The sequence below is a fragment of the Comamonas sp. NyZ500 genome, from assembly GCF_016772095.1.
GTDB classification, from domain to species: Bacteria; Pseudomonadota; Gammaproteobacteria; order Burkholderiales; family Burkholderiaceae_C; genus Comamonas; species Comamonas thiooxydans.
On the sequence record NZ_JAEIJE010000015.1, the window covers coordinates 1 to 22,698 of the forward strand.

Genomic DNA, 22,698 nt, shown 5'->3' on the forward strand with positions numbered 1-22,698 from the left:
TGCTGCAGTTGAATAGCTTTTCAAATCTCTGCCAATTACCTCGGTGAAGCCGGAGCCCACTGGCTGCAATGGGTCGTTAGCGGACCTGTGCTCGGAAGTCAAAAGGGTGCTGGGGAGCGCACAACGGTAGGCGTTGTTGTGGGCCTTCCAGTGCCGGAGGAACGTGTGGCAAACGCGCTTGTGGACTGTGTGGATCGGCGATTCATCGGTCATCGCGCGATTGTCTCAGAGGAGGGTGCTGCTCCGGTGCGTTTGACTGTGAACGGCCATCAGCAGTCCTTCGGGTCAAATCCGTCAGCGGCAGGTTTAGGCTATTTGCGTTCCTTCAACTGAAAGTTGCCAATGGCTGCTCTTCGAGAAAGCATTCCTTGCGAAGCAATTTGTATATTTTCTTCGAGCCGTAAAGCTGTCTACCAAAAGCTGAACGACTCAGTGGCTGTAGAGATCGTCACCTCGAGTCCGACTCTGCCAGTAAACTGAGTCTTTGTTAGAAATTAAGAATAAATAACCGACATGAGTATTTCCAAAAGCTGGCGCATCCCATCCAACTGGCAGGACTTTGAAGAACTCTGCGAACAACTTCTTGAGCGCGAGTACCGACCATGCAGCGCACACCGCTATGGCCGAGCCGGACAAGACCAGCACGGCGTTGACATCACAGTGCTTCTCGAAGGTGATAAGAAACCAATTGGCGTCCAGTGCAAGCTCCGATCCGAGCTCACTGGTAGACAACTCAAAGACACTGATATCAATGAAATTTATCAAACCTCCCTAAAATACTCACAGGGCCTCAAATCGCTGAAGATTGCCACAACTTGTCCCTACGATAAATCGGCGACTGACATGTGTGCGCAAATTTCCGAAAGCTGGCAAAAAAAGTATCCGATTGAGCTGCTTTTCTGGCCTGATATCGAAGCCCTCCTAACCAAACATGAGGACGTCGCATGTCGGTTCTACCCTGAAGCATTTTCACCTGAACGCTTACTGCAATTTGATCGCCTTGGCCATATTCAGATCTCGTTACCGCAGTTCAACTGGGAGTCAGGCCTTAAGGAGCTTTTCAAAAGAAAAGAATTTCAAAGTATGGCAGGCACTGACCTAGAGGCACTGAAAACAATTCTTTCAGAACTTACGGCAAATACTTTAGACCCGGGAAAAGGCACCGCAACTGTGGCACGTATTACAGTGCGATCAAATAAGATAATTTTCGAAGATAACGGAAAAATCTTCAACAGCCTAACCGCTTCATTGCCAAAGAGATCGAATCAACATGGCCTTCGAACTATTAGAAAACTGCACGAGGAAAGTGGAAGGTTGGCTTGGGAATACACCCCGCACAACCCAAAATTAACCCGATTTAACACTACGCACATTACCGCCATGGCGCCTCTGGCCTCAATCCCAGAAACATGCAGATCTGCGTTGGAATTAGAGTACGTTATATCTCGTGACGAAGCACGACGTTTCGTCAGTAGGTTGGCAATTCCGCCCGAATGTGATTCATACACCGTCTGCTTGGCATTGAACGGAGTCCGGGTCGTCAGCGCATCTGCGGCAGATGAAATCCTTGAGCAATTGGTAAAGGTAATTGATGGTAGACCCCTGACACTGGAGGTCGAGCCTTCCACAGTTGCAAGTGAGCTCGAGGAATGGGTTTGCCGTCATCAAAATGTCTCAATACGCTGGGTCCAATAAGGAATCGCATTTGGTCTATTTAAGAAAGTCGTAGAACACGGACACTAAACACCGCCCATCGAAAATCAGATGACTGAAATTGGCCAATAACACCACTTTCTCTCCCGTAATATCTGACATGTTATGCCAACTGGTTAGCGGGCCTCCTGCTGTAATTGGCTGTCGCACCGCTCAGGATGGCTACTTTTGGCAAGAGCGGCCAAACCTCGTCCAGATTGCCGAGTCCCGAGTGACCGCTCCTGCCAAAAGAGCAGACACTCGCTACTAATTTTGCGGCGACCGCAATGGGGCATTAGCGGTCCTGCGCACTTCGCTCAGAAAGGAGCGGGGGAGCGAACCACGCTCGCCGGGCCCGGCCCGAAGTACACAAGCCCATCATCAAGGGTGACTACAAGCACCCATTCGGGGTGGACTGCTTCTGTGATGTAGTCGCTGGCGCGCTCTGGCCAGGAATTCCGACGTTAGCCTAGGTGCATGACTTCTCTCAGTAGCCTTCAACGAGAGGCATTTCCGTCCCATCGACCGCAATCATCGCACCCGTGGTGTTGGGGTCGATTTCTATTGGGACGCCCCACAGCTCATTGGGCTTGCCGAAGGAGTTGACGATGTTGAACTGCCGCAGCTCTTCGGGCGTCATCTTGATCAGCTTGGGGTAGGCGTTGTTGTGGGCCTTCCAGTGCCGGAGGAACGTGTGGCAAACGCGCTTGTGGACTGTGTGGATCGGCGATTCATCGGTCATCGCGCGATTGTCTCAGAGGAGGGTGCAGCTCCGGTGCGTATGACTGGGAACGGCCAGAAGCAGTCCTTGGAGGTACTCTCCTAGGCGACTGCTTCTGCCCGGTTGCGGCTGTTGCTGTTCGACTCATTAGAGTATTTTACGCATCGTATGGTCCATGCCAATAGTGAAACGATGCAAGCACGTTCACCTGGACTTTAGGTTTGCAGCGCAATGAGTAGGAGGCTTTTCTACACACGGCAACATCATTGGGCAATGCTTTCCTGATTCACAGGGTGTGATATTTTTCTCCTTATTGGTGTTAGTCCACACATCTATAACGCGAGCGCGCTTATCGGCATCAAAAGGACTGGCCGATGCTCTTGGGTGCAATGGGTAATATGCAGTGCAAGTCTTCCACACAACTAGCGGAATCAACGAATACATGAGGATTCGAATCAATGCAGCCTCGCTCTTTTGATTTTTTAATGTTATCTCATGTAACAAATAAATTCACCCTCTAGTAGTCATCGCAAACCTTCCTTGTGCATATGAATTTTTTTATTGCTGGTTTCGGTTGTTGATGCGAAAACACCGGAATTAAGGAAGCGTATGAGGAGGCTTCCGTGTCGATAAAAGTCAGGTTTACATATCAAGCAAGCATCGTCCGCGCGTGAGCCTTAAGAAATTGATAAGTTGCAAAACCTAGATTCCAGACAGCAATAACAGCGGGTGAGCTGCTCCGTCCGAGCCCATCACGACTTGTTTAGCCAAAGGAGTCGGTGATGCTGCTAGTAAAGATGCAAAGGTTTGAGGTTGCAGCCAGAAGCGAATGCGCTGCAACTTCCGTTATTTCACTGTGCGGTCTGGTCTAGCCCATGCAAACCGCCATCCCTCTGGGCGTGAAGGCCTTCAGCCGCAAGATCGACGACACACTCCTTTGCGGCTTGGCAATGGCGCTGTGGCTCTTGGCCTTTGCGTGGATTCGTCCATTGAGTGACCCGGATGAGGGACGCTATGCCGTCGTTGCTTTGGACATGCTGCGCACCGGCAATTGGGTGACGCCTCATCTCAACGGGCTTCCCTTCTTTCACAAACCACCTCTGTACTACTGGCTTGCAGCCGGTGGCTATGAGCTGTTCGGTGTCCATGCATGGGTGGCGCGCGTGCCGTCCATGCTGGGAGCATGGCTGGCATCGATGAGCCTGCTGGCTCTAGCCAGACGCTACACAAGCACCTCGACCGCCATAGCTGCGGCGATCATCTTCCTCACGATGCCCTTCGCTTATTTGGCCGCTCAGTACGCCAATATGGACATGCTGCTGGCTGGTTGCATGTGCACCTGCACCACCTGTGCATTCATTGCCACGATAGAGGCGGACCTCGGCAAGACGTGGCGCACCTGGATCACGGCGGCTGGTGTTTTTGCGGGTCTCGGCTTTCTCGCCAAAGGGCTCATTGGCCTGGTGTTACCGGGCTTGATCTGGTCAATATGGATGCTTTGGGAGCGTCGCTGGAAGCAAATGGCGCTTCCCCTGTACCCGCCAGTGTGGCTTGCCATACTGGCGGTTGCGGGGCCATGGGCATGGTTTGCGCAAAAGCAGCATCCGCAGTTTTTTCATTACTTCTTCGTTACACAGCATTTCCAGCGCTACACCGAAACGGGCTTCAACAACCCGCAGCCATGGTGGTTCTACCTGGCGGTGATCGCACTTGCATGTCTTCCATTGACTCTGGCTGGAATCTATATGCTGTTCAGGCAATGGCGGGCTCAGCAAGAGTTCATGCCCAAATCTGACTCACACCCTGCTCAAACGAACCTCGATCGGTATATGGCGGTCTGGCTGTTGGCTGTGGTGGCCTTCTTTTCTATTCCCAGCAGCAAGATCGTGGGCTATGTGCTGCCGGCACTTCCACCTCTGGCTTACCTGATCGCCCGAATCTGGCAAACGGCTCTCGATGGTGATGGGTCGAATATACTGCGGGTGAGATCTAAGCTCTCTATCACCATTGGAGCTGCGGCGGCTCTTTGCACGGTGCTGGCTATCGGCTTCGGCACCAAAGGTGTTCCACAGAAAACTCGTTGGGACCGCCTGGCCGCGCTGCCGGTGCAGCCCGACGATCGGATCATGATGCTCGGACAGTTGTACTACGGCGCTCCTTTCTACATGCACACAGGCCAGATCCCTTGGGTCGTCGATGACTGGCAAGCCGCCAAAGCATCAAAGTCCGATAACTGGAGGAAGGAACTGCTGGATGCCACAGCATTCTCTCCAAATAGCGCAAGCCATTTACTCCTTGAAAAACAGGATGTAAACCATGCTTTGTGCACAACCAAGCACCGGGTATGGGTTGTTGGAGAGCCCGAGTCTGCGAAGCAGATGACACCATCGCTATCTGGTATCAAACCGATGCTTGAGCTGGGTTCTCGCGCTGTTTGGCTTTGGACACCTAACACCGCTTGCACAGCACCTTCTCCCATCGTGCATTGATTAGGCGACGCTGTATCAACCTCAGTCTACGCTTTTATCCGAGCCAAGCACGCCTCCGCCGAGTGACTGATAGAGGGCCACCACATCACCATAGAGGCTGCCTTGCGCTGCCACGCGGGCAGCTTGCGCCTGCAGCCAGGACTGTTTGGCGGCCAGGGCCGTGGGCATGCTGGCATAGCCGGCCTTGAGCTGTGAGTCACTGAGCTTCCAGGTCGTCTGGCTGGCACTTTCACTATCTTGGCTCATCTGTAGGGCGCGAGAATCTGCATCCACGGCATACAGCGCATTGGCTACGTCCTGAAATGCAGAAAGTACCGTGCTCTGGTAGCTGGCGGTCGAAGCCTGCAGTTCGGCCTCGGCCGCCTTTTGATGGGCCCGCAATGTGCCGCCATTGAACAGAGGCGCCAGCAGGTTGGCGCCCAGGGCCCAGGTCACATTGCCAGCCGAGAACATGCGCGCAAACGTGGTGGCACCACCACCATAGGCCGCCGAGATGCTCAGCTGCGGCAGTCGCGCAGCAGTAGCTACACCCACTGCCGCACTGGCCTGCTGCACTTGGGTCTCTGCAGCGCGGATATCGGGGCGCTGGTCTACCAGCTGTGATGGCACGACCTCAGGCAGCGATGGCAGCCGGAAGCTGGACAAAGGCAGCAGGGCTGGAGCCTGATCAGGCGTGCGAGCCATGAGTGTGGCCACGAGGTTGCGAGTCTGCTCCAGTGACTTTTGCAGCGGCACCAACTGCTGTTGCAGCTGCAGCAACAGGGTTTGCTGGGTGGCGACATCCATGCCGCTGGCATAGCCGTTGGCCTGTTGCTTGCGCATATGCTGCAACTGCTGCTGGGCGGCTTCAGTGGCTTGTTGCAGCAGGTCTGTCTGCTCTTGCAGCATGGAGGTCTGGATCACTGCCGCCACCAGATTGGCAGCCAGGCTCAGTCTGGCTGCCTGCAACTGCAGTCGCTGGTTTTCTTCGGCTGCCTGCAGGCCTTCGACCTGGCGGCGGTTGCCGCCAAATAGGTCAGGGGCGTAGGAAACGCTGAGCTGGGCCGTGTGATAGGTGTATAGCGATTCGCCATTGTTCAGGGGGGGCGAGACAGATTGCCCGGTGTTCTGACGTGTGGGGCTGTAGCCCAGTTGAATCGAGGGCAGAAAGTAGCCGCGCTGAGCCACCACGTTCTGGTGTGCGGCGCGCAAAGTGGCCTGGGCCGCCTCGATGGAGGGGCTTTTGCTCAAGGCCTCTTGCACCATGGAGTCCAGCTCTGCGTTGCCAAAAGCCTGCCACCACTGGTTGCCGATGCCGCCAGCGGTGCTCACAGGCAGCGATGTCGCCACGGAGGCTCGGGTCAGGGTCTGCGGCTTGTGCACCTCGGGGCGTACATAGTCGGGGCCCACGGCGCAGCCGGCCAGCAAGGCAGTCAAGCTGCTTGCCAGGGTGATCGCGCGCAATTTTGGGTATGTAGTTGTTTTACGCACGTTTGCCTCCCAGACCTTCGCGGCGTGTATTGGGTTTCATGCGACGCAGCACCACCAGGCGCAGCGCCGGGACCACCAGCAGCAGGAATACCGGGCCTATCAGCATGCCGCCCACTACCACAGTGGCCAGGGGGCGCTGGACCTCGCTGCCGATGCTGTGGGAGATGGCGGCAGGCAGCAGGCCAATGCAGGCCGACAGAGCCGTCATCAGCAGCGGGCGCATGCGACTGCGGTACGCCTCGCCAACGGCGCGTGTGGGTTCATGGCCCATGGCACGCAGGTCCTTGTAGACGCTGAGAATCAGAATCCCGTCCATCACGGACACGCCCAGCAGTGAGATGAAGCCGATGATGGCCGAAACGCTGAGCACCTGACCCGAGACGTAGAGGGCCAGAATGCCGCCGATCACCGTGAATGGCACCGAGGCCAGCGTCAGCAGACAATAGGTGAAGTTGTTGAACAAGGCATACAGAAGCGCAAACACCAGGCAGAAGGCCACGGGGATGGCAATCATCATGCGAGCCTTGGCCTGCTGAAGCGCTTCAAATTCCCCGGCGTAGATGATGCGGTAGCCCTGCGGCAGATGCACCTCCTGAGCAATGCGATGCTGGACTTCGCTGACCGTGCTGCCCAGATCGCGCCCGCGTGCGGAAAACTTGATGGGGATGTAGCGCTCGTTGCTTTCGCGGTAGATATACGTGGCGCCCGTGTCCAGTGTGATCGTGGCAATGTCCGATAGCGGTACATAGGAGGTTCCGCCCGAGGCAGTGGTGTAGCCCACGCGCAGATTGCGCACGTTCTCGGGTGACGCACGGCTGGTTTCGGCAAAGCGCACCGTCAGGCCGAACTGCTTTTCGCCTTCCAGTACCGTGGTGGCCTGGGTACCCGCCAGCGCTGTCTGGATGGTGTTGGCCACATCGCCAGTGTTGAGGCCATAGCGTGCCGCTTTCTGGCGATCAATCTGGATGTTCATATTGGGCTGGCCCAGCACATGAAACACGCCTAGGTCGGCCACGCCGTCGATATGGCCCATGACCTCGTAGACATGGTCGGCAATCTTTTCCAGCGTGGGCAGGTCGGGACCGATGATCTTGACGGAGTTGGCACCCTTCACGCCAGACAAGCCTTCTTGCACATTGTCCTGAATGTATTGCGAGAAGTTGAAACTCACACCAGGGAACTCCGTCGCAAACCGGCTTTGAAGCTCGTTGACCAGACGGGTCTTTGTCATGCCGGGACGCCATTTCTCAAAGGGCTGCAGCGGTGCAAACAGCTCCACATTATTAAAGCCCGAAGCGTCCGAGCCGTCGTCCGGCCGGCCATGCTGGGACACCACCGTGATGACCTCGGGATACTCGTTGATGATCTGGCGCATGCGGTCGGTACGTGTCCGGCCTGATTCCAGCGAAATGGTGGGCGGCATGGACGCACGAATCCACAGATTGCCCTCTTCCAGTGCGGGCAAGAATTCGCTGCCCAGCTGCATGGCCATGAGCCCGCCGCCGGCCAGCGCGACGACGCCCAGCATCACCACCAGGCGCGCATTCTTGAGAACCCAGCTCAGAGCTGGCTCGTAGATGCGATGAATTGCGTGGACAACGAAGGTTTCCTTTTCCTCGATCTTTGCGGGCAGCAGATAGCTGGCCAGCACCGGAGTGATGGTGAACGTGGCAAGCAGCGCACCGGCCAGTGCATAGCCATAGGTACGTGCCATGGGGCCGAAGATCTGGCCTTCCACGCCCTGCATCGCAAACAAGGGGGTGAAGGCGGCAATCGTGATACAGGTCGAGAACAACACCGAGCTGTCAACCTGGGTGGCGCTTAGATAGATCATGCGCAGCCGCGAGGTCCAGCCATCGCCGGGTTGTGTGCGTGCTCCGTCTGGCCCTTTTGACATGGCTCTGAGCAGGGAGGCTCGGATGGGAGCCGGTCGTTGGAAATTGCGGAAGACGTTCTCCACCAGAATCACGGCCGCGTCTACGATGATGCCGAAGTCCACCGCTCCCAGTGACAGCAGATTGGCGGACTCTCCCGTCAACACCAGCATCATGATGCTGAAGAACAGCGCAAACGGGATATTGACGCTGACGATGACGGCACTGCGCAGATCGCCCAGAAACACCCATTGGATGAAAAACACCAGCAGGCAGCCGAAGATCAGGTTGTGAAGCACAGTATGCGTGGTTACGCCCACCAGCACTGCACGATCGTAGTAGGGTTCGAGCTTGACACCAGCGGGCAGGGTGCCGTCGGAGTTGATCTTCTGTACCGCGGCCTTGACCTTGTCGATGACATCGCTGGTGTGCAGCGTGCGGTTCATAATGACCACGCCGGTCACCACATCGTTTTGCTTGTCGCGACCTGCTTCGCCCAGACGCGGGATCGTGCCTTCCTGGATGCTGGCCACATCCTTGATCTGCACGGGCATGCCGTTTTTCTGTCCTACGACGATATTGGCGATATCGTCCAAGTTGTTGACCAGCCCCAGGCCGCGGATGTTCACCGATTGGTCGCCCACGCTAATGGCGCGTCCGCCAACGTTGAGGTTGGCATTGCCTATGGAATCCAGCAAGTTCTTGAGGGTGATGCCGTGAGCCTCAAGTCGCTTCGGATCCGCGTCGACGTGGTACTCCTTGGTGGTGCCGCCCCAGGTCACGACTTGCACCACGCCGGGCACGGTCAGTAGACGCTTTTCTATCACCCAGTTCTGCAAGGTTCGCAGATCGGTCAGGCTATAGCTCGAAGGCCCCTTGACCTGGTAGCGCAGGATTTCCCCAACCAGACTGGAGGCCTGAATCTGCGGCTGCACGCCGCCCGGCAGGCTCACATTGGCCTGCAGATTGTTGGCCACCTGCGACAGCGCAAAATAGTAGTCCGTGCCGTACTTGAAGGTGATACGCACGAAGGACAGGCCGTAGAACGAAGTGGAGCGGATGTTGTCCACATTGGGCGTGGTGGCCAGCCCGATTTCCATGGGGCGGGTGTAGTAGCGCTCCATCTCCTCGGCGGACAGACCAGGAGCCTGGGCCGTGATTTCCAGAATCACGGGAGCAGGGTTGGGGTAGGCCTCCACATTGAGCTTGGAGAAGGCCAGCAGGCCTGCTCCCATGAAGGCCAGCAGGGCCAGCAACACGATGGGTCGGCGCGAAAGGACAAAGGCTAGCAAAGGTCTGAACACTGCAATACTCCTGATGCAGACGGCAGTCTTACTGCGCGTCGGTCTCGTACAGGCTGCTCAGGAACAGCGCGTTCTTGCGGGCGATCAGTTGATCGCTTCTAAGGCCTTGCTCGATCTGTACCCAGCCGTCGGCAGTCTTCCCGCGCACCACGGCCGTCTTGGTAAACAGCGATCCCTTGGCATCCTTGCCCATGGCCAGCCATACCACGTCATGGCCGTTGCCTTCTCGAACCACTGCCTGGGCAGGGACGGCGAGGCTGTCTTCTGCGGCGGCTACCGTGATGTTGAAGTCCGCCGTCATCTGCGGGCGCAGCAAATGCTCGGGGTCGGCGACTTCGGCTCGCACCACAAAACGACGGCTGTCGGCGTCCACACTGTCGCCTACATAGGAGACCTTGGCGTCAAAGCTCTTGTCCGGCCAAGCTGAGACCCTGACCTGCACGGGTTGCCCCAGGCGATACTGGCTGAACTGGGATTCGGGCACATTGGCCACCATCCACAACGAGCGCATGTCTGAAACCACGATTGGAGCCGGGTCGCTGCCCGGCTGCACCAGTTGGCCGGGCTGTGTGCTGCGCTGCGTCACACGGCCGGCGATTGGGCTTTTGACGGCGAACTCCAGGCCTATCTTGCGATCACGCTCCATGCGGCTTATGTCTGCGTCACTCAGATCAAACAGGCGCAGATTTTGATGGGCTGCGTCATAGGCGGCCTTGGCACTTTGCTGATCGGCCTGGGCCTGTAGAAACTCCTTCTGGGGAATGCTGCTGTCTTTTGCCAGCGTCTCTGCACGCCTGAGAGTTTCGTTGGCGTTGCGCAGTGTGGCACTGGCGCTAACCAATGCGGATGCGGCTTGGGCCATGTCTGGCACCGCCACGGTGTAGAGCACCTGACCCGCCTTGACATCGTCGCCAGCCTTGACCAAGACCTGCGAGACCCGCCCCTGATAAGGCGAGAGCACCTTGGCGGTACGATCCTGATTGAAGTCGATGACACCGATGGACTGGCGCACATTGCTGAACTCGTGCGTTTCTGGCTTTCCGATCTCAAAGCTGGCAGCCTGATCGGGCTGGACCCGCACGATGCCTTTATCTACTTTGCCGGCAACGGCGTCTGTAGGCGCCTCCTCTGCCTGAGCGTTGTGAGAGCCTGCATAGATGATGCCACCGACGGCTGCCAGGCAGAGCAGAGCAGCCATTGCGATAAGGATCGTACGCTTTGGCGAAGAAGAGCGAGGTGTGCTTGGGGCGGTCATGGGGGGCCATCCTTTGAATCGAGCTGCTTGGTTGCTTATGACTGCGTTTCATGGGCGCAGTCAGCAACAGTGCTGTCGAAGTTAAGCCCCGCAAGCTTTACATCAGCTTGAAGTCCTCAGTTGTCCTCTGCATTCCGCTCCTCTAATGCGGGTAGTTGCCTTGCCTCGCAGGGCAGCGTAATTTCAAAGCAGGCGCCGAGCCCGGGTTTGTCGATCAGGACAAAGCGCCCGCCAAGGCGTTCCACAATGCGGTGGGAAATGGACAGGCCAAGGCCAGAGCCTTCGGGTTGGCCATGGTCGCCGCGCCAGAAGGGCAGCAGCAGATGCTCGCGCGTATGGTCATCCAGTGGCGGCCCGTTGTCCTGTACCTGGACTATCAGCGTGCTGCCGTGATGGTGCAGTCGCAGCCAGATCTGTTGGCCGCCATAGCGAATGGCATTGTCCAGGAGATTGGAAATGACTTCGCCCAGTAACACCGATGAACCATGGAGCATGAACTCCTGCATGGGGTCAACATGGTTTTCCAGCTCCAAGCTTTTGCCTGCAGCAAGAGCGAGGCCGCGCCAGCGAGCGGCGGGCTCCAGCACGGCCTCCACTGCGTCGAAGTGTTCGGGCTCGGCCGCAGAGTCTTCTGCCACACGGGAAAATGCCAGCAATTGCTTGACCATGCGCGCGCCGCGTGTAGCGACTTCATCGAGTTGGGCCAGAACCTCGGCATCCATGGGTTGTGTGGGGTCGGCTTTTTGAATGCGTCGCATGTCACCAACCAGCAGCCGAATTCCGGCCATGGGGGTTTGCAGTTGGTGTGCCGCATCGGCAATGAAGCGGCGCTGCTCGCTGACCGAGGCCTGCAGTCGTTGCAGCAGCGAGTTGGTGTGCGCGACCAGCTCTCGCAGCTCCTGCGGGACTTGTTCCACGGGAAGCGGGGACAGGTTATCGTCACCGTGAGCTACGACCAGGGCACTGAGCTGGCGCGTGGGGGAGAGTGCTCTGCGAATGCTGTAGTAGAACAGCGGAATGATGATGAAGCCGACGATCAGCGCGGGCAGGAAGATTGCGGTGGCGATCTCGTCCTTGACCTGTCTGCGCTTTTCCTTGGACTCCGCCACCACCACCCATACGGCCTCATCGCTGGGGGAGGGCTGTAAGCGCTGTGCGACCACTCGCAAATGGGTATGGCTGCGGCTTCCCGTGTGGTCGAAGAAGATGGCTTGCTGGTCGGTGCGGGCCTCGATCTCTGGAATCTCCAGATGCATGTCGCCCATGAGCGTGCGTCCGCTGGCCGTGTGTACCGAGTAGTGGCTCAGGGATAGCGAGTCGAACACGAGCGAATCTGCGGTTTCCTTGTTTGCGGCAAAGCTGGCTACACCGTCGTTCCAGCGTAGCTGGGCAGACAGGGCCTGCGCATCATCGGCCAGCAAGCGGTCGAACGAGGTATTGGTGCTTCGCCCTGCCAGCAGATAGGCCGCACTGGTCGCCAGCAAGGCACAGGCCACCCATAGCGAGACTACGGGCAGCATCAACTGCTTGAGCAGGCTGGGATTGATCCAGCCTAGAGGGGTGAGGTTGGTACGGCTTGGGGGCGGCATGCTCACAGTAGCTCCAGCGCGTAGCCTACGCCACGCAGGGTGACGATGTTGACTCCTGCAGGTGCCAGCTTGCGGCGCAGCTTGAGGATGTAGATCTCTACCGAGTTGGCGCTGAAGTTGCTTTCCCAGCTCGACATGGCCGAAATGATGCGCGCTTTGGGCACGGCACTGCCATGCGAGGACATCAAAAGCTCTAGCAGCGCGGCCTCTCGCGGACTCAGAGCCAAGCGTTCCCCATCACTGTTCAGTTCCTTGGTGTCGGTATTGAAACGCAAGCGCCCCAGGCTCAGCAGATTGCTGGTATTGCCGCTGCGTCTGCGGGTGATGGCGCGCAGGCGCGCCACCAGTTCTTCGGGCTCGAAGGGTTTTGCCAGATAGTCGTCTGCACCGTTGTTCAGACCTTGAACCCGGCTCGTCAGCCCGTCGTTGGCGGTGAGAATGAGCACGGCTAGATCCTTGCCCTGGTTGCGCCAGCGCGAGAGCACTTCCAGACCGCTGCGCCGAGGCAGACCCAGATCCAGCACAGCCGCGTCGTAGTCCTGTGTTGCCGATGCGGAAAGAGCGTATTCGCCATCCGTGACGACGTCCACCTGCCAACCCTCGGCCTGAAGCATGCGGCTGATGCCCAGACGCAGGGCGGGATCGTCTTCTACAACAAGTACACGCATGGTTTTCTGAATAAAGAAGTGAAAGTGTTCGATGCCATTTTTGCGCCAAATGTGACGCAATTGTGTGCCGGTATGGGCTTTGTCCAGCCACTGCGTCTAGGAAGCTTGGGGGATTGTCTAGCAAGCACATTGCTCCATGTCCGCATAGCGTGTCCCCAACTCCACTCGTGGCCGCAACTTGACCGGTGCGCATGCCCTGTAGTCTGCTGCCGGTCTGAAAGATGACAACAGCGAATTCAGACAGATGGCAGTTCAGTCTCGCAATTGCTGCTGGATACCGAAAAATCTAATGTCGGTTTTCATGGCTGAGCCGACTTTGGGTTGTGATGTTCAAACGGCTGCAATAGGTCGTAAGCAGCCTTCGGCGGCTGGCTGCTACCGGCCAGAAGCAGCCGTGCACCGTGAGATCACGAACGGAAGGTACGGGCTGGTTACAGCCGTTCGACTAAGAAATGCCAATGACTGCTGAATGGCCCACCACCGTCATTGCATCAGGGCCTTTTATGTGGGCCTGTCTAACACCTCAAAGTTGTCGAGGAGGATGTTCTTTCAAGAGTCCAAATGCCAAGCAGGTATTGCACGAGGTATATCCATATCTGTTTTTCTTCCTTAACGCACCACGAAACAGCTTCTAGAGTCAGGACACGATTTCGCTGGCCTTGAACTTCAGGCCGCGCCGATTCCTCATCGTGAACTGCCTTATGGAACCATATTCCCATTCCTCGCTTTCGCCCTCAAGAAGGCGCATGCTGCAAAGCGCTGGAGCGTTATCGCTGGCCGCGGCTTTGCCATCCATCGGCAATGCGCAAAGCAATTTGCGTGGTGTGACTTTGCGTGCGGCCACCTATAAAGGCGGCCACAAAACTTTGCTGGAGGCCGCAGGCCTGGCGCAAACGCCGTATCAGATTGACTGGAAAGAGTTCAACTCTGGCGTGCAGCACATTGAAAGCATCAACGCCGATGCGCTGGATTTTGGCTCTGGCAGCGAGATACCAGCTGTGTTTGCCGCGAAGGCCAAGGCCTCGGTCAAAGTGGTTGCGGTCTATCACGAAGACTTGAACAACCAGGCCACGCTGGCGCAAAAAGACTCGGCCATTTACAAGGTGGCAGATCTGCGTGGCAAGCGCGTGGGTTATGTGCGCGGTACCACCTCGCATCTGTATCTGTATCAACAGCTCAAGGAAGCTGGGCTGAGTTTTGACGATATCAAACCCGTCAATCTCTCGCCCGCAGATGGACTGTCGGCTTTTGCGCGCGGCGATATCGATGCCTGGGCCATTTATGGCTACAACGGCCAACTGGCCCGCACACGTCATGGTGCACGCATTCTCAAAACGGCGGTGGGTTATCTGTCGGGCAATTTTCTGATTTATGCCAATCCAAAGGCGGTGCAAGACATGCAACGCCAAGCTGCCCTGGCTGATTTGCTGCAGCGCCTGCAAAAAGCCTATGTCTGGAGCAATGCCAACTTTCTGGACTACGCCAAGGCCCAGTCCGCACAAACGCGCGTGCCGGTGGGTGACTTGGTCGAAATCTATAACAACCGCAGCCAGAACAGCAGTGTTCAGGCGGTAAGCGACAAAGCCGTTTTAAGTCACCAGCGTGTAGCCGAAGCCTTTCAGTCCATGGGGGTGCTGGAAGGTTCGGCCGATGTGCGGCCGCTGTGGGACAAAACATTCAATCGATATTTAGGCGGTACAGCCTGAGGGAGGGGAAGCAAGATGAGCAAACGACAACTTAAGGCCGGTTTTGTTCTGCATGGAGTGGGGGCGGGTTGGGGAGACTGGCGCCATGAGGCGGCGCTGACCGATGGCAGCGTGAATTTCGGTTTCTATCGAGAGCAGGCACAGCTGGCAGAAAAAGCGGGGTTCGAATTTCTGTTTGTGGCCGATAGCGTGCATATCACTGAGCGCTCCAGTCCACACTATCTCAACCGCTTTGAGCCGTTGACGATTCTTTCTGCACTGGCGGGGGGCACCTCTCATATCGGGTTGGTTGCCACCATTACAGCCAGCTATAGCGAGCCGTTTACGGTGGCGCGCCAATTGGCTTCGCTAGACCATATCAGCGGTGGCCGCGCGGGCTGGAATGTGGTGACTTCTTGGCTGGACGGTAGTGCGCGCAACTACAGTCGCAATGAGCACTATGCTCATGATGTGCGCTACCGCCTGGCGGGTGAACATCTGGATGTGGTGCAAGGTCTGTGGGACTCGTGGGAAGACGATGCACTGGTGCGCAACAAGGCTACAGGCCAATTCTTTGACAAGAAGAAGCTACACCGCTTGGATCACAAGGGTGAGTTTTTCTCGGTGGAAGGGCCGCTCAATATTGCACGTTCACGGCAAGGCCAGCCGGTGATTTTTCAGGCTGGAGCCTCCGAAGACGGTAAAAATTTTGCCGCCTCACGCTCTGATGCGATCTTTTTTCACGCCGACTCGCTGGAGCAAGCTCAAGCCTATTACCGCGACGTAAAAGCCAAGGTGGCAAAGTTTGGGCGTGACCCGAGCAAGGTGCTGCTCTTGCCTGGCATTCGCCCCATCGTAGGACGCACTGAGGAGGAAGCGCAAGAAAAGTACCGCATTGCAGCGAGCCTCGTGCCTATTGAGAATGCCTTGGCTGCTTTGGCCCGGCCTTTCAATGACCATGACTTCTCGGTCTATCCGCTGGATGAACCCTTCCCTGATTTGGGTGACATTGGACGCAACAGCCAGCAGGCCGCCAGCGATCACATCAAAAAGATTGCGCGTGAAAATGACTGGACTTTGCGTGAGGTGGCGCAGTGGTTCGCTACGCCAAAGACGGTGTTTGTCGGCACGGCCGAGCATGTAGCCAATGAAATTGAGCGCTGGTTCAACAACGAAGGCGCAGACGGCTTTAACTTCTTTGAAGCTTTGCCTAATACGTCGCTGAAAGACTTTGTTGAGCTGGTTGTGCCTTTGCTCAAGCAGCGCGGTATTTGGCGCGAAGCTTATGAGGCTGATACCTTCCGCGGCAACCTGGGGCTGGATGTGCCCGTGAACCGCAATACGGTCAAGCGCTTGGCTCAAGAGGCGAAAGAGACTCAAACAACGCAGAGTCAACCAGAAACAGCAGTGGTTTGAGTGTTCGGTATAGATTAAAAAAGGCAGCTTGCGAGCTGCCTTTTTTGTGGGTGAGTGTGAGACAGTTCAGATCACTTTGAAACCATGGGTACCATCGCGGCCCAGTTGTTCCACTAGACCAAACTCCCAGTCCAAATAGGCCTGCATGGCTTCATGGGCGTTGTCTGTGCCTTCATAGGGACGACGATAGCGGTCGACGCGGGGGCTGGCAAGGCGTTGCTCACCGGCTTCAACGGGCAGGCCTGTATCGGCCCAAGCCTGGTTGCCTCCCTCCAGTACCTCAACGGTTGCGCCGGTGGCCTCGGCAAACTCTTGTACCGCGTATTTGGCCAACAAGCTGCTGGCGCAGGTCAGCACATAGCGATCAGCCTTGGGAATGCGGCTCAGTGCTTGTTGGAGATCGGTTCGCAGCGCAAACCAGGCACCGGGGATATGGCGGCGCACATGGTTGGCGCTGGTGGTCAGGTCCACCACAGCAATGCTGTCTTTAGGTGCTTTGGCAATTGCATCAGCCAAGGCTTGGGGCTTGATCCAGGTCACGGGCGCTGTGGGCGCTGGCAGGTTTTGCGCCACCGGGCTGCTGTCTGAAAAGTCGGCACTGCTCAGACCGTCAAGCACATACACATTCCAGCCCATCTGGGCCAGCCAAGAAGCCGTCATATTGGCACGCACGCCATCATCGTCAGCCAGCACGATGCGAGCGCCGCGTACCGGTGCAGAGACATCGGTTTCTTGTACCAGTTGACCACCGGGCGCGCTGCGAAAGCCAGAGAGATGGCCTGCCGTAAATTCCTCGGGGGTTCTGACATCGAGCAGGTAAGTGGTGCGATCCACTTCTTTCTGCCAGTTGGCAATATCGCTGGGCACAGCGCGTTGTACGCCGGCTTTGTCTGCCACGTCGCGGGCTTGTTTGGCAGCAGCAGCTTTGTGCTCTGCAGAGACTGTGGCCGGAGCGCGGCGATCTGCACCGTGCTCCAGGGTCTGGCCTGCTAGCGTCCAGCCAATCGTGCCATTGCGCAGAGCGGAAATAGGATTTGGCAGACCTGCGTTGACGAGCGATTGGGTGCCAATAATGCTGCGCGTGCGGCCCGCGCAGTTCACGATGATGCGTGTTGTCGGGTTGGGCGCCAGTTCACGGGCGCGCAAGACCAGTTCAGCACCCGGCACGCTGCTGCTGCCGGGGATGTTCATGGTTTGGTACTCGTCAAAGCGGCGAGCATCCAGCACCACGACATCGGCTTTTTGATCCAGCAAGGCCTTGACTTCGGGGGCGGGCAAAGAGGGCGTGTGACGCTCGGACTCCACCAGTTCGCCAAAAGACTTGCTGGGGACGTTGACGTCGATAAAGATTTCGCCGCCTGCATCGCGCCAACCTTGCAATCCGCCTTGTAGCAGACTGACCTGGGTAAAGCCTTGGGCTTGCAGACGCTGTGCAGCAATTTCAGCAAGCCCTTCACCGTTGTCATAGACCACGATCTGGGTATTGGGGCGGGGAATGCGCCAGCGCGCATCCAACTCTAGTCGGCCCAGTGGAAGGTTGGCGGCAAACAGCGGGTGGCCTTGCGCAAACGGATCTTCTTCGCGCACATCAAGCAAGGCAATTTCGCGCTTGGCAAGCAAAGCTTCACGGACTTGAGCGGTCGTGGTGTAGGAAATAGGTTGAGTCATGGAGCGTGAGAAAGAAAAGTCAGTGAAATCAATGAGAGGTGGCAGCGTGCGATTCGGTTTCGCGCGATCTGTCCCAGATGTTGGGCAGCGTGGTGTTGCTGTAGCCAGAGATAAAGGCTTTTTCCTTGCCATCTTCTGTGAAGACAGAACGGTGGACTGCGCCGATATTGGCTCCATAGACATGGATGCTGATGGAGGTTTGGTCTTCGAAGAGATTGCTGACCTGGTGCACATCACCGATGGTGGGAGAAACGGCTTCCACGTCGCCCCGTGAAAGCACATGGGCGGCACCCTGAGGCTGCCATTGCTTTTCAGTGTTTTGCGCAAAGCCTTGGGACTTTTCCCCGCCGCGCAGCAAGCCAATCAAACCCCATACCGTATGGTTGTGCACCGGCGTTTTTTGACCGGGTCCCCATACAAAGCTCACAACGGAAAAGCGCTCAAGCGGATCTGCGTACAGCAGGTACTGCTGGTAACGCTCTGGTGATGGCTGGGCATAGGCATCTGGTAGCCAGTCATCGTGCTGCACCAGGTTGTGCAGCAGCACCTTGCCGCGCTCCAGTAACAAGGTTTCTTCAGGAGCCTCGTGGACTAGCTGGGTGAGTTGCGCGAGAAAGCGGCGCAGTCTTGCAGGGTTGTGGCTTGTCGTCATGGCTTTCGTTTACGAAGAGTGAAGTCTGAGCCGATTGCAGCAGAAGCGTGGCCCTGCTGGCCGAATACTTTCGCATAAGGATCTTCGTTTTTCTTCGTTGGCGCACCAGGGGTCTCTTGGGTTCAATGCAGGCTTGGCAACATAAGGGGATTGGTCATGGCGGCATTGGATCCAGCACAGCTGGGCGAGGGTAATGGCTTGGGGCGTCGTGCATTTTTGCGCACAGCGTCTGCAGCGGGCGCTTTGGGCTTGGTGGGCTTGGGGGCAAACCAGGTTCTGGCTGCTCCACCCACGCGCAGCCTAAAACTGGCCTGGAATATGGGGGCGGTTTGTCTTTCGCCAGCGCCGGTGGCCATAGAACGCGGTATTTTTGAAAAGCATGGTCTGAATGTTGAGCTGATTAACTTCAGCGGATCTACCGATCAGCTGTTGGAATCCATTGCCACAGGCAAGGCCGATGGCGGCCTGGGCATGATTCATCGCTGGCTCAAGCCTTTGGAGTCCGGCTTTGATGTCAAGCTGGTCGGCAGCAGCCATGGCGGCTGTGTGCGCTTGGTGGGCTTTCAACCTGCCGGCGTCACCACGCTCAAAGCGCTCAAGGGAAAGACGATTGCTGTTTCAGACCTGAATAGTCCCGGTAAGAATTTCTTCTCGATTCTGCTTCTCAAGGCTGGGCTGGATCCTGAAAAGGACGTGAACTGGCGACAGTTCCCCGGCGACATGCTGGGTGTGGCGGTGGAAAAGGGTGAAGCCCACGCAATTGCTGACGGAGACCCGAATCTCGCCATCATTGAGCGCCGCACCAAGGGCCTGGTGGAGCTGGCGACCAATTTGAGCGGTGAATATGCGACCAAGACTTGCTGCGTGGTAGGTGTGACAGGCAAGCTGGTGCGAAACGAAAAACCGGTGGTCGCTTCTTTGGTCAGAGCAATCAACGAAGCATCTGATTTTGTCGCCAATTACCCTGCGGAAACGGCTCGTATCTACAGCGCCTATTCGAAGGTGTCTGAGGCTGACTTGCGTGCGGTGCTGGCTACATTGACGCACAAGCATCACCCGCAGGGCCAGGCTTTGCGCCAAGAAATTGAATTCTACGCACGTGATTTCAAAACCGTTGGGGTGCTGAAACCCTCAACGGATCCCGCTCGCTTTGCGACCCATGTTCATGTGGATGTACTGACCTGAGGAGAAGGCTATGAGTGCGGTGAATATTTCTGCAACGCTGGAGCACTCTATCGAGGTTAAGTCTCCGTTGTCAGTGCCTCAAACACGTAGATCGATCCAGGCTTTGTGGTTGGTTGGGTTGTCGGCTGCGGTGTCCTGGGGAGTTTTATCTGCAGTGACCTTGCTCTGGCCCAACGCAGAGGTCGGCTTTAGCGATTGGGCCTACACCACTGAGTTTGGATGTGCTGCTGCAGTTGTGGCGCTGGTTGCGTTACTGCAGGCGATGAGCCCTTTGATTGGTATTCCCGTCACAAAGCGGGTTAAAGCACTGGGGCCTTGGTTGGTGGCGTTGGGCGCAGGTTTGACTGGGTGGGAAATTGTGACTGCCAAATTGGCCAGCTTGCCAACGCCATTTTTTGCACCACCTCAAAGCCTGATAGAAGTTTTTACCACGGACGCAGCCAAGCTGCTGGACAGCACCGGTAACTCTTTGGTGCTGCTGTCAGCAGGAATTGTGTGCGGTGCATGGACGGGCTTTCTGGTTGGGGTATGGATTGGTTGGTCGCGTCAGGCCAGCTACTGGATTCACCCTGTGCTGCGGGTTCTGGGACCCATCCCCGCCACGGCTTTGCTCCCTGTCTCGTTTTTCTTCTTTCCATCCAGTTGGTCCACTGCGGTGTTTTTGATCGCTTTGGGAACAGGTTTCCCTGTGGCTGTGCTGACATGGTCTGGCATTGCCGGCGTGAACAAGAATTTTTATGACGTGGCACGAACCATGGGGGCATCGCAGTGGTTTTTGATCTTGCGTGTGGCTGTACCTGCTGCCTTGCCTCAGGTGTTTGTGGGCCTGTTCATGGGTTTGGGCGCAGCGTTCTCCACCTTGGTTGCAGCTGAGATGCTGGGAGTGAAGTCGGGCTTGGGTTGGTATCTGACCTGGGCGCAGGGCTGGGCAGCCTATCCCAACATGTATGGGGCGCTGATTGTGATGGCACTGCTGTTCTCTGGCCTGATTAGCTTGCTATTTTTGGTTCGTGACCGCGTGCTGCGCTGGCAAAAAGGAGTGGTGAAATGGTAGGGCGAGTTGCAGAAGTCACGCGGGCCGATGCGTCCACGGTGCAAGCGGGCGCGCATGTGCAAATTGAGGCGGTTAACCACTGGTTTGGTGACGGCGACAAGCGCTTGCAGGTGCTGGATGATTTTTCTTTAGATATCGCTCCTGGCGAGTTTGTGGCCCTCTTGGGCCCTAGCGGCTGTGGTAAATCGAGCCTGCTGCGTTTGGTGGCTGGCCTGGATACGCCTACGACGGGAGAGATACGTCACAACAGCCAGCAGATTGAAGATCCAGATCCTTCACGCTTGCTGGTGTTCCAAGATCCCACGCTGTTCCCATGGCGCACTGTGCGTGACAACGTATTGCTAGGTTTGCAGGCCAGAGGTTTGCAGAAGACCCATGCCGCACGGGTTGATCAGGCTTTGTCTTTGGTGGGGTTGCAAGATTTTGCGCAGGCTTTCCCGCATCAATTGTCTGGCGGTATGGCGCAGCGTGCGGCTTTGGCACGGGCCTTGGTCAATGATCCTGAGTTGTTGATACTCGATGAACCGCTGGGCAAGCTTGACTCCTTGACGAGACTCGGTATGCAGACGGAAATTGTGCAGCTGTGGCAGCGCAAAGGCTTCTCTGCGCTGCTGGTAACCCATGATGTGGAAGAGGCGCTATTCCTTGCGCAGCGCATCGTGGTGCTTTCAGATCGACCAGCGCGGGTCAAGGCCGTTTTGCACAACGATCTGCCATATCCGCGTCACCGCAGCCATCCAGAACTGACGGAGCTGCGTCACGAAGCCCTCAAGCTGCTAGGTCTGGATGCAAGTTGGTAACTTGAGAATTTGGTAATGGCGAGCAGAGCTTGAATAGGTTGGTATGACGGATGATGGAGTCAAGACCCTTTTATGGGTCTTGCACCAGGCACAACTTGGCCTGGCAGCTTTCCTGGAAGTATTGGGGGTCAGCTCTTGGCCATTTAGCCATAGGTTGGCGGCAGAGCAGCTTCTTTTTGATCGGGGGCAGGCTGCGCGCGTGGTGTTGGCTGCACTGGCCATTGTTGCATTGCTGCTGATTTTGGCTGTGGCACTGTGGTGGCGAAAGAGGCCACGCAGGCTGCTGGTGCTCGGGGCTCTGGCGATCTTGATCGCTCTGTTCACGCCATGGCCTATATGGCGTTTGCTGTTGACGCCCACCGTCCCCACCGCGTTTCACGCCAGCGCCGTGCCTTTTAACGCTAGTGCAGTGATGCAAGGGCGGCAGCTTTATCAAGCACATTGCTTGCGTTGCCATGGCGCGTTGGGGGACGGCGATGGAGTGGATGCCGATAAGCAAGCGATATGGCCACCTACTTTGAATCGATCCATCTTGTGGCGACGATTTGAGGGTGAGCTGTTCTGGAGTGTTCGCCATGGCATGACAGACAGGCATGGCGCCGTAACCATGCCTGCTGCCGATGCATTAATGACGGATGAGCAGATCTGGATGGTCTTGGGCTTTGTTCGTGCGCAAGCGGCGGGGCAGTCTCTTAAGCGTGAAGGCGTTTGGGAGTTTCCTGTGGCTTTGCCAGATGAGGCCGTGAGATGTGCAGGGCGTGGCCCAGGCAGTCAACGCTTGGATGCCTTGCGCGGGCAGACCGTGCGCCTGGTCTTTGCAGGGGACACCATGGTCAGAGAAGACCCGCGGATGGTGACGGTGTCGGTGGGTGAGACGCAAGGCATAGATTGCACAAGCGATAGTGCAGAGATGCGCCGCGCTTTGAGCATCTTGCTGGGGGTGGAGGATGGCCAGTTGGGCGGGTATCAGATTCTGGTGGATAGACAAGGTTGGCTGCGCGCGCAATCCAAGCCTGGTAGTTCCGGCTGGAGTGAAGATGATCTGGTGTGTCGCACGGCGGATACCCTCCAAATCAGCAAGCCTGCTAGCGAGGCTGACGGCTTGCAGGCTCTGATACGCCGTATGGATGCCGAGCCCGTTCGCGCGGTGGTTGCGGGCTTCTCTCACTGAGTTGT

Annotated in this window: 16 protein-coding genes; 8 read left to right on the plus strand and 8 right to left on the minus strand. The window is 57.0% G+C overall.

Going from position 1 to position 22,698, the window contains the following annotated elements:
- Positions 1 to 513 precede the first annotated feature (513 nt).
- Entirely contained in the window at positions 514 to 1,695 is a 1,182-nt protein-coding gene (locus JAO85_RS19085) for a restriction endonuclease (RefSeq protein ID WP_202788755.1), read from the plus strand.
- 484 nt (positions 1,696 to 2,179) lie between these two features.
- Here the strand turns inward: JAO85_RS19085 and JAO85_RS19090 are convergent, their stop codons facing one another.
- A complete protein-coding gene (locus JAO85_RS19090) occupies positions 2,180 to 2,434 on the minus strand; it encodes a hypothetical protein (RefSeq protein ID WP_202788756.1) in 255 nt (84 codons plus the stop codon).
- Between the two features lie 854 nt (positions 2,435 to 3,288).
- Between JAO85_RS19090 and JAO85_RS19095 the strand changes: the two genes are divergently transcribed.
- Entirely contained in the window at positions 3,289 to 4,902 is a 1,614-nt protein-coding gene (locus JAO85_RS19095; protein ID WP_202788757.1) for a glycosyltransferase family 39 protein, read from the plus strand.
- A 21-nt stretch (positions 4,903 to 4,923) separates the two neighbouring features.
- Here JAO85_RS19095 and JAO85_RS19100 read toward each other — a convergent pair whose 3' ends face one another.
- The 5 genes from JAO85_RS19100 to JAO85_RS19120 form a co-directional block, all read right to left on the minus strand.
- Complete coding sequence (locus tag JAO85_RS19100; protein ID WP_237734915.1) at positions 4,924 to 6,318, minus strand: efflux transporter outer membrane subunit; 1,395 nt, start codon at positions 6,316 to 6,318, stop codon at positions 4,924 to 4,926.
- A gap of 46 nt (positions 6,319 to 6,364) precedes the next feature.
- A complete protein-coding gene (locus JAO85_RS19105) occupies positions 6,365 to 9,550 on the minus strand; it encodes a CusA/CzcA family heavy metal efflux RND transporter (RefSeq protein ID WP_202788759.1) in 3,186 nt (1,061 codons plus the stop codon).
- A gap of 28 nt (positions 9,551 to 9,578) precedes the next feature.
- Positions 9,579 to 10,748: an efflux RND transporter periplasmic adaptor subunit gene (locus JAO85_RS19110; protein ID WP_229228474.1), complete on the minus strand. Its 1,170-nt coding sequence runs from the start codon at positions 10,746 to 10,748 to the stop codon at positions 9,579 to 9,581.
- A gap of 173 nt (positions 10,749 to 10,921) precedes the next feature.
- On the minus strand, positions 10,922 to 12,394 hold the full coding sequence (locus tag JAO85_RS19115) for a sensor histidine kinase (RefSeq protein ID WP_202788761.1): 1,473 nt from the start codon (positions 12,392 to 12,394) through the stop codon (positions 10,922 to 10,924).
- Between the two features lie 2 nt (positions 12,395 to 12,396).
- A complete protein-coding gene (locus JAO85_RS19120; protein WP_202788762.1) occupies positions 12,397 to 13,062 on the minus strand; it encodes a response regulator transcription factor in 666 nt (221 codons plus the stop codon).
- A gap of 746 nt (positions 13,063 to 13,808) precedes the next feature.
- Here JAO85_RS19120 and JAO85_RS19125 point away from each other — a divergent pair.
- Both JAO85_RS19125 and JAO85_RS19130 read left to right on the plus strand, forming a co-directional pair.
- Positions 13,809 to 14,768: an ABC transporter substrate-binding protein gene (locus JAO85_RS19125; protein WP_202788763.1), complete on the plus strand. Its 960-nt coding sequence runs from the start codon at positions 13,809 to 13,811 to the stop codon at positions 14,766 to 14,768.
- A 15-nt stretch (positions 14,769 to 14,783) separates the two neighbouring features.
- Entirely contained in the window at positions 14,784 to 16,163 is a 1,380-nt protein-coding gene (locus JAO85_RS19130; RefSeq protein WP_202788764.1) for an LLM class flavin-dependent oxidoreductase, read from the plus strand.
- 66 nt (positions 16,164 to 16,229) lie between these two features.
- Here JAO85_RS19130 and JAO85_RS19135 read toward each other — a convergent pair whose 3' ends face one another.
- Together JAO85_RS19135 and JAO85_RS19140 are read right to left on the minus strand one after the other, a co-directional pair.
- Entirely contained in the window at positions 16,230 to 17,831 is a 1,602-nt protein-coding gene (locus JAO85_RS19135) for a rhodanese homology domain-containing protein (protein ID WP_202788765.1), read from the minus strand.
- A gap of 28 nt (positions 17,832 to 17,859) precedes the next feature.
- A complete protein-coding gene (locus JAO85_RS19140) occupies positions 17,860 to 18,483 on the minus strand; it encodes a cysteine dioxygenase (protein WP_202788766.1) in 624 nt (207 codons plus the stop codon).
- A 156-nt stretch (positions 18,484 to 18,639) separates the two neighbouring features.
- Here JAO85_RS19140 and JAO85_RS19145 point away from each other — a divergent pair, with 156 nt between their 5' ends.
- From JAO85_RS19145 to JAO85_RS19160, 4 genes are read left to right on the plus strand one after another with little or no spacing between them, the layout of a single operon-like run.
- Positions 18,640 to 19,668 (plus strand): ABC transporter substrate-binding protein, encoded by a 1,029-nt coding sequence (locus JAO85_RS19145; protein WP_202788767.1) that lies wholly within the window; start codon positions 18,640 to 18,642, stop codon positions 19,666 to 19,668.
- A gap of 10 nt (positions 19,669 to 19,678) precedes the next feature.
- On the plus strand, positions 19,679 to 20,722 hold the full coding sequence (locus tag JAO85_RS19150) for an ABC transporter permease (RefSeq protein ID WP_202788768.1): 1,044 nt from the start codon (positions 19,679 to 19,681) through the stop codon (positions 20,720 to 20,722).
- A complete protein-coding gene (locus JAO85_RS19155; RefSeq protein ID WP_202788769.1) occupies positions 20,716 to 21,522 on the plus strand; it encodes an ABC transporter ATP-binding protein in 807 nt (268 codons plus the stop codon). The genes JAO85_RS19150 and JAO85_RS19155 overlap by 7 nt, the downstream gene beginning before the upstream one ends.
- A gap of 43 nt (positions 21,523 to 21,565) precedes the next feature.
- Positions 21,566 to 22,693, plus strand: coding sequence for a cytochrome c (locus JAO85_RS19160; protein ID WP_202788770.1), 1,128 nt, complete (start codon positions 21,566 to 21,568; stop codon positions 22,691 to 22,693).
- Positions 22,694 to 22,698 lie beyond the last annotated feature (5 nt).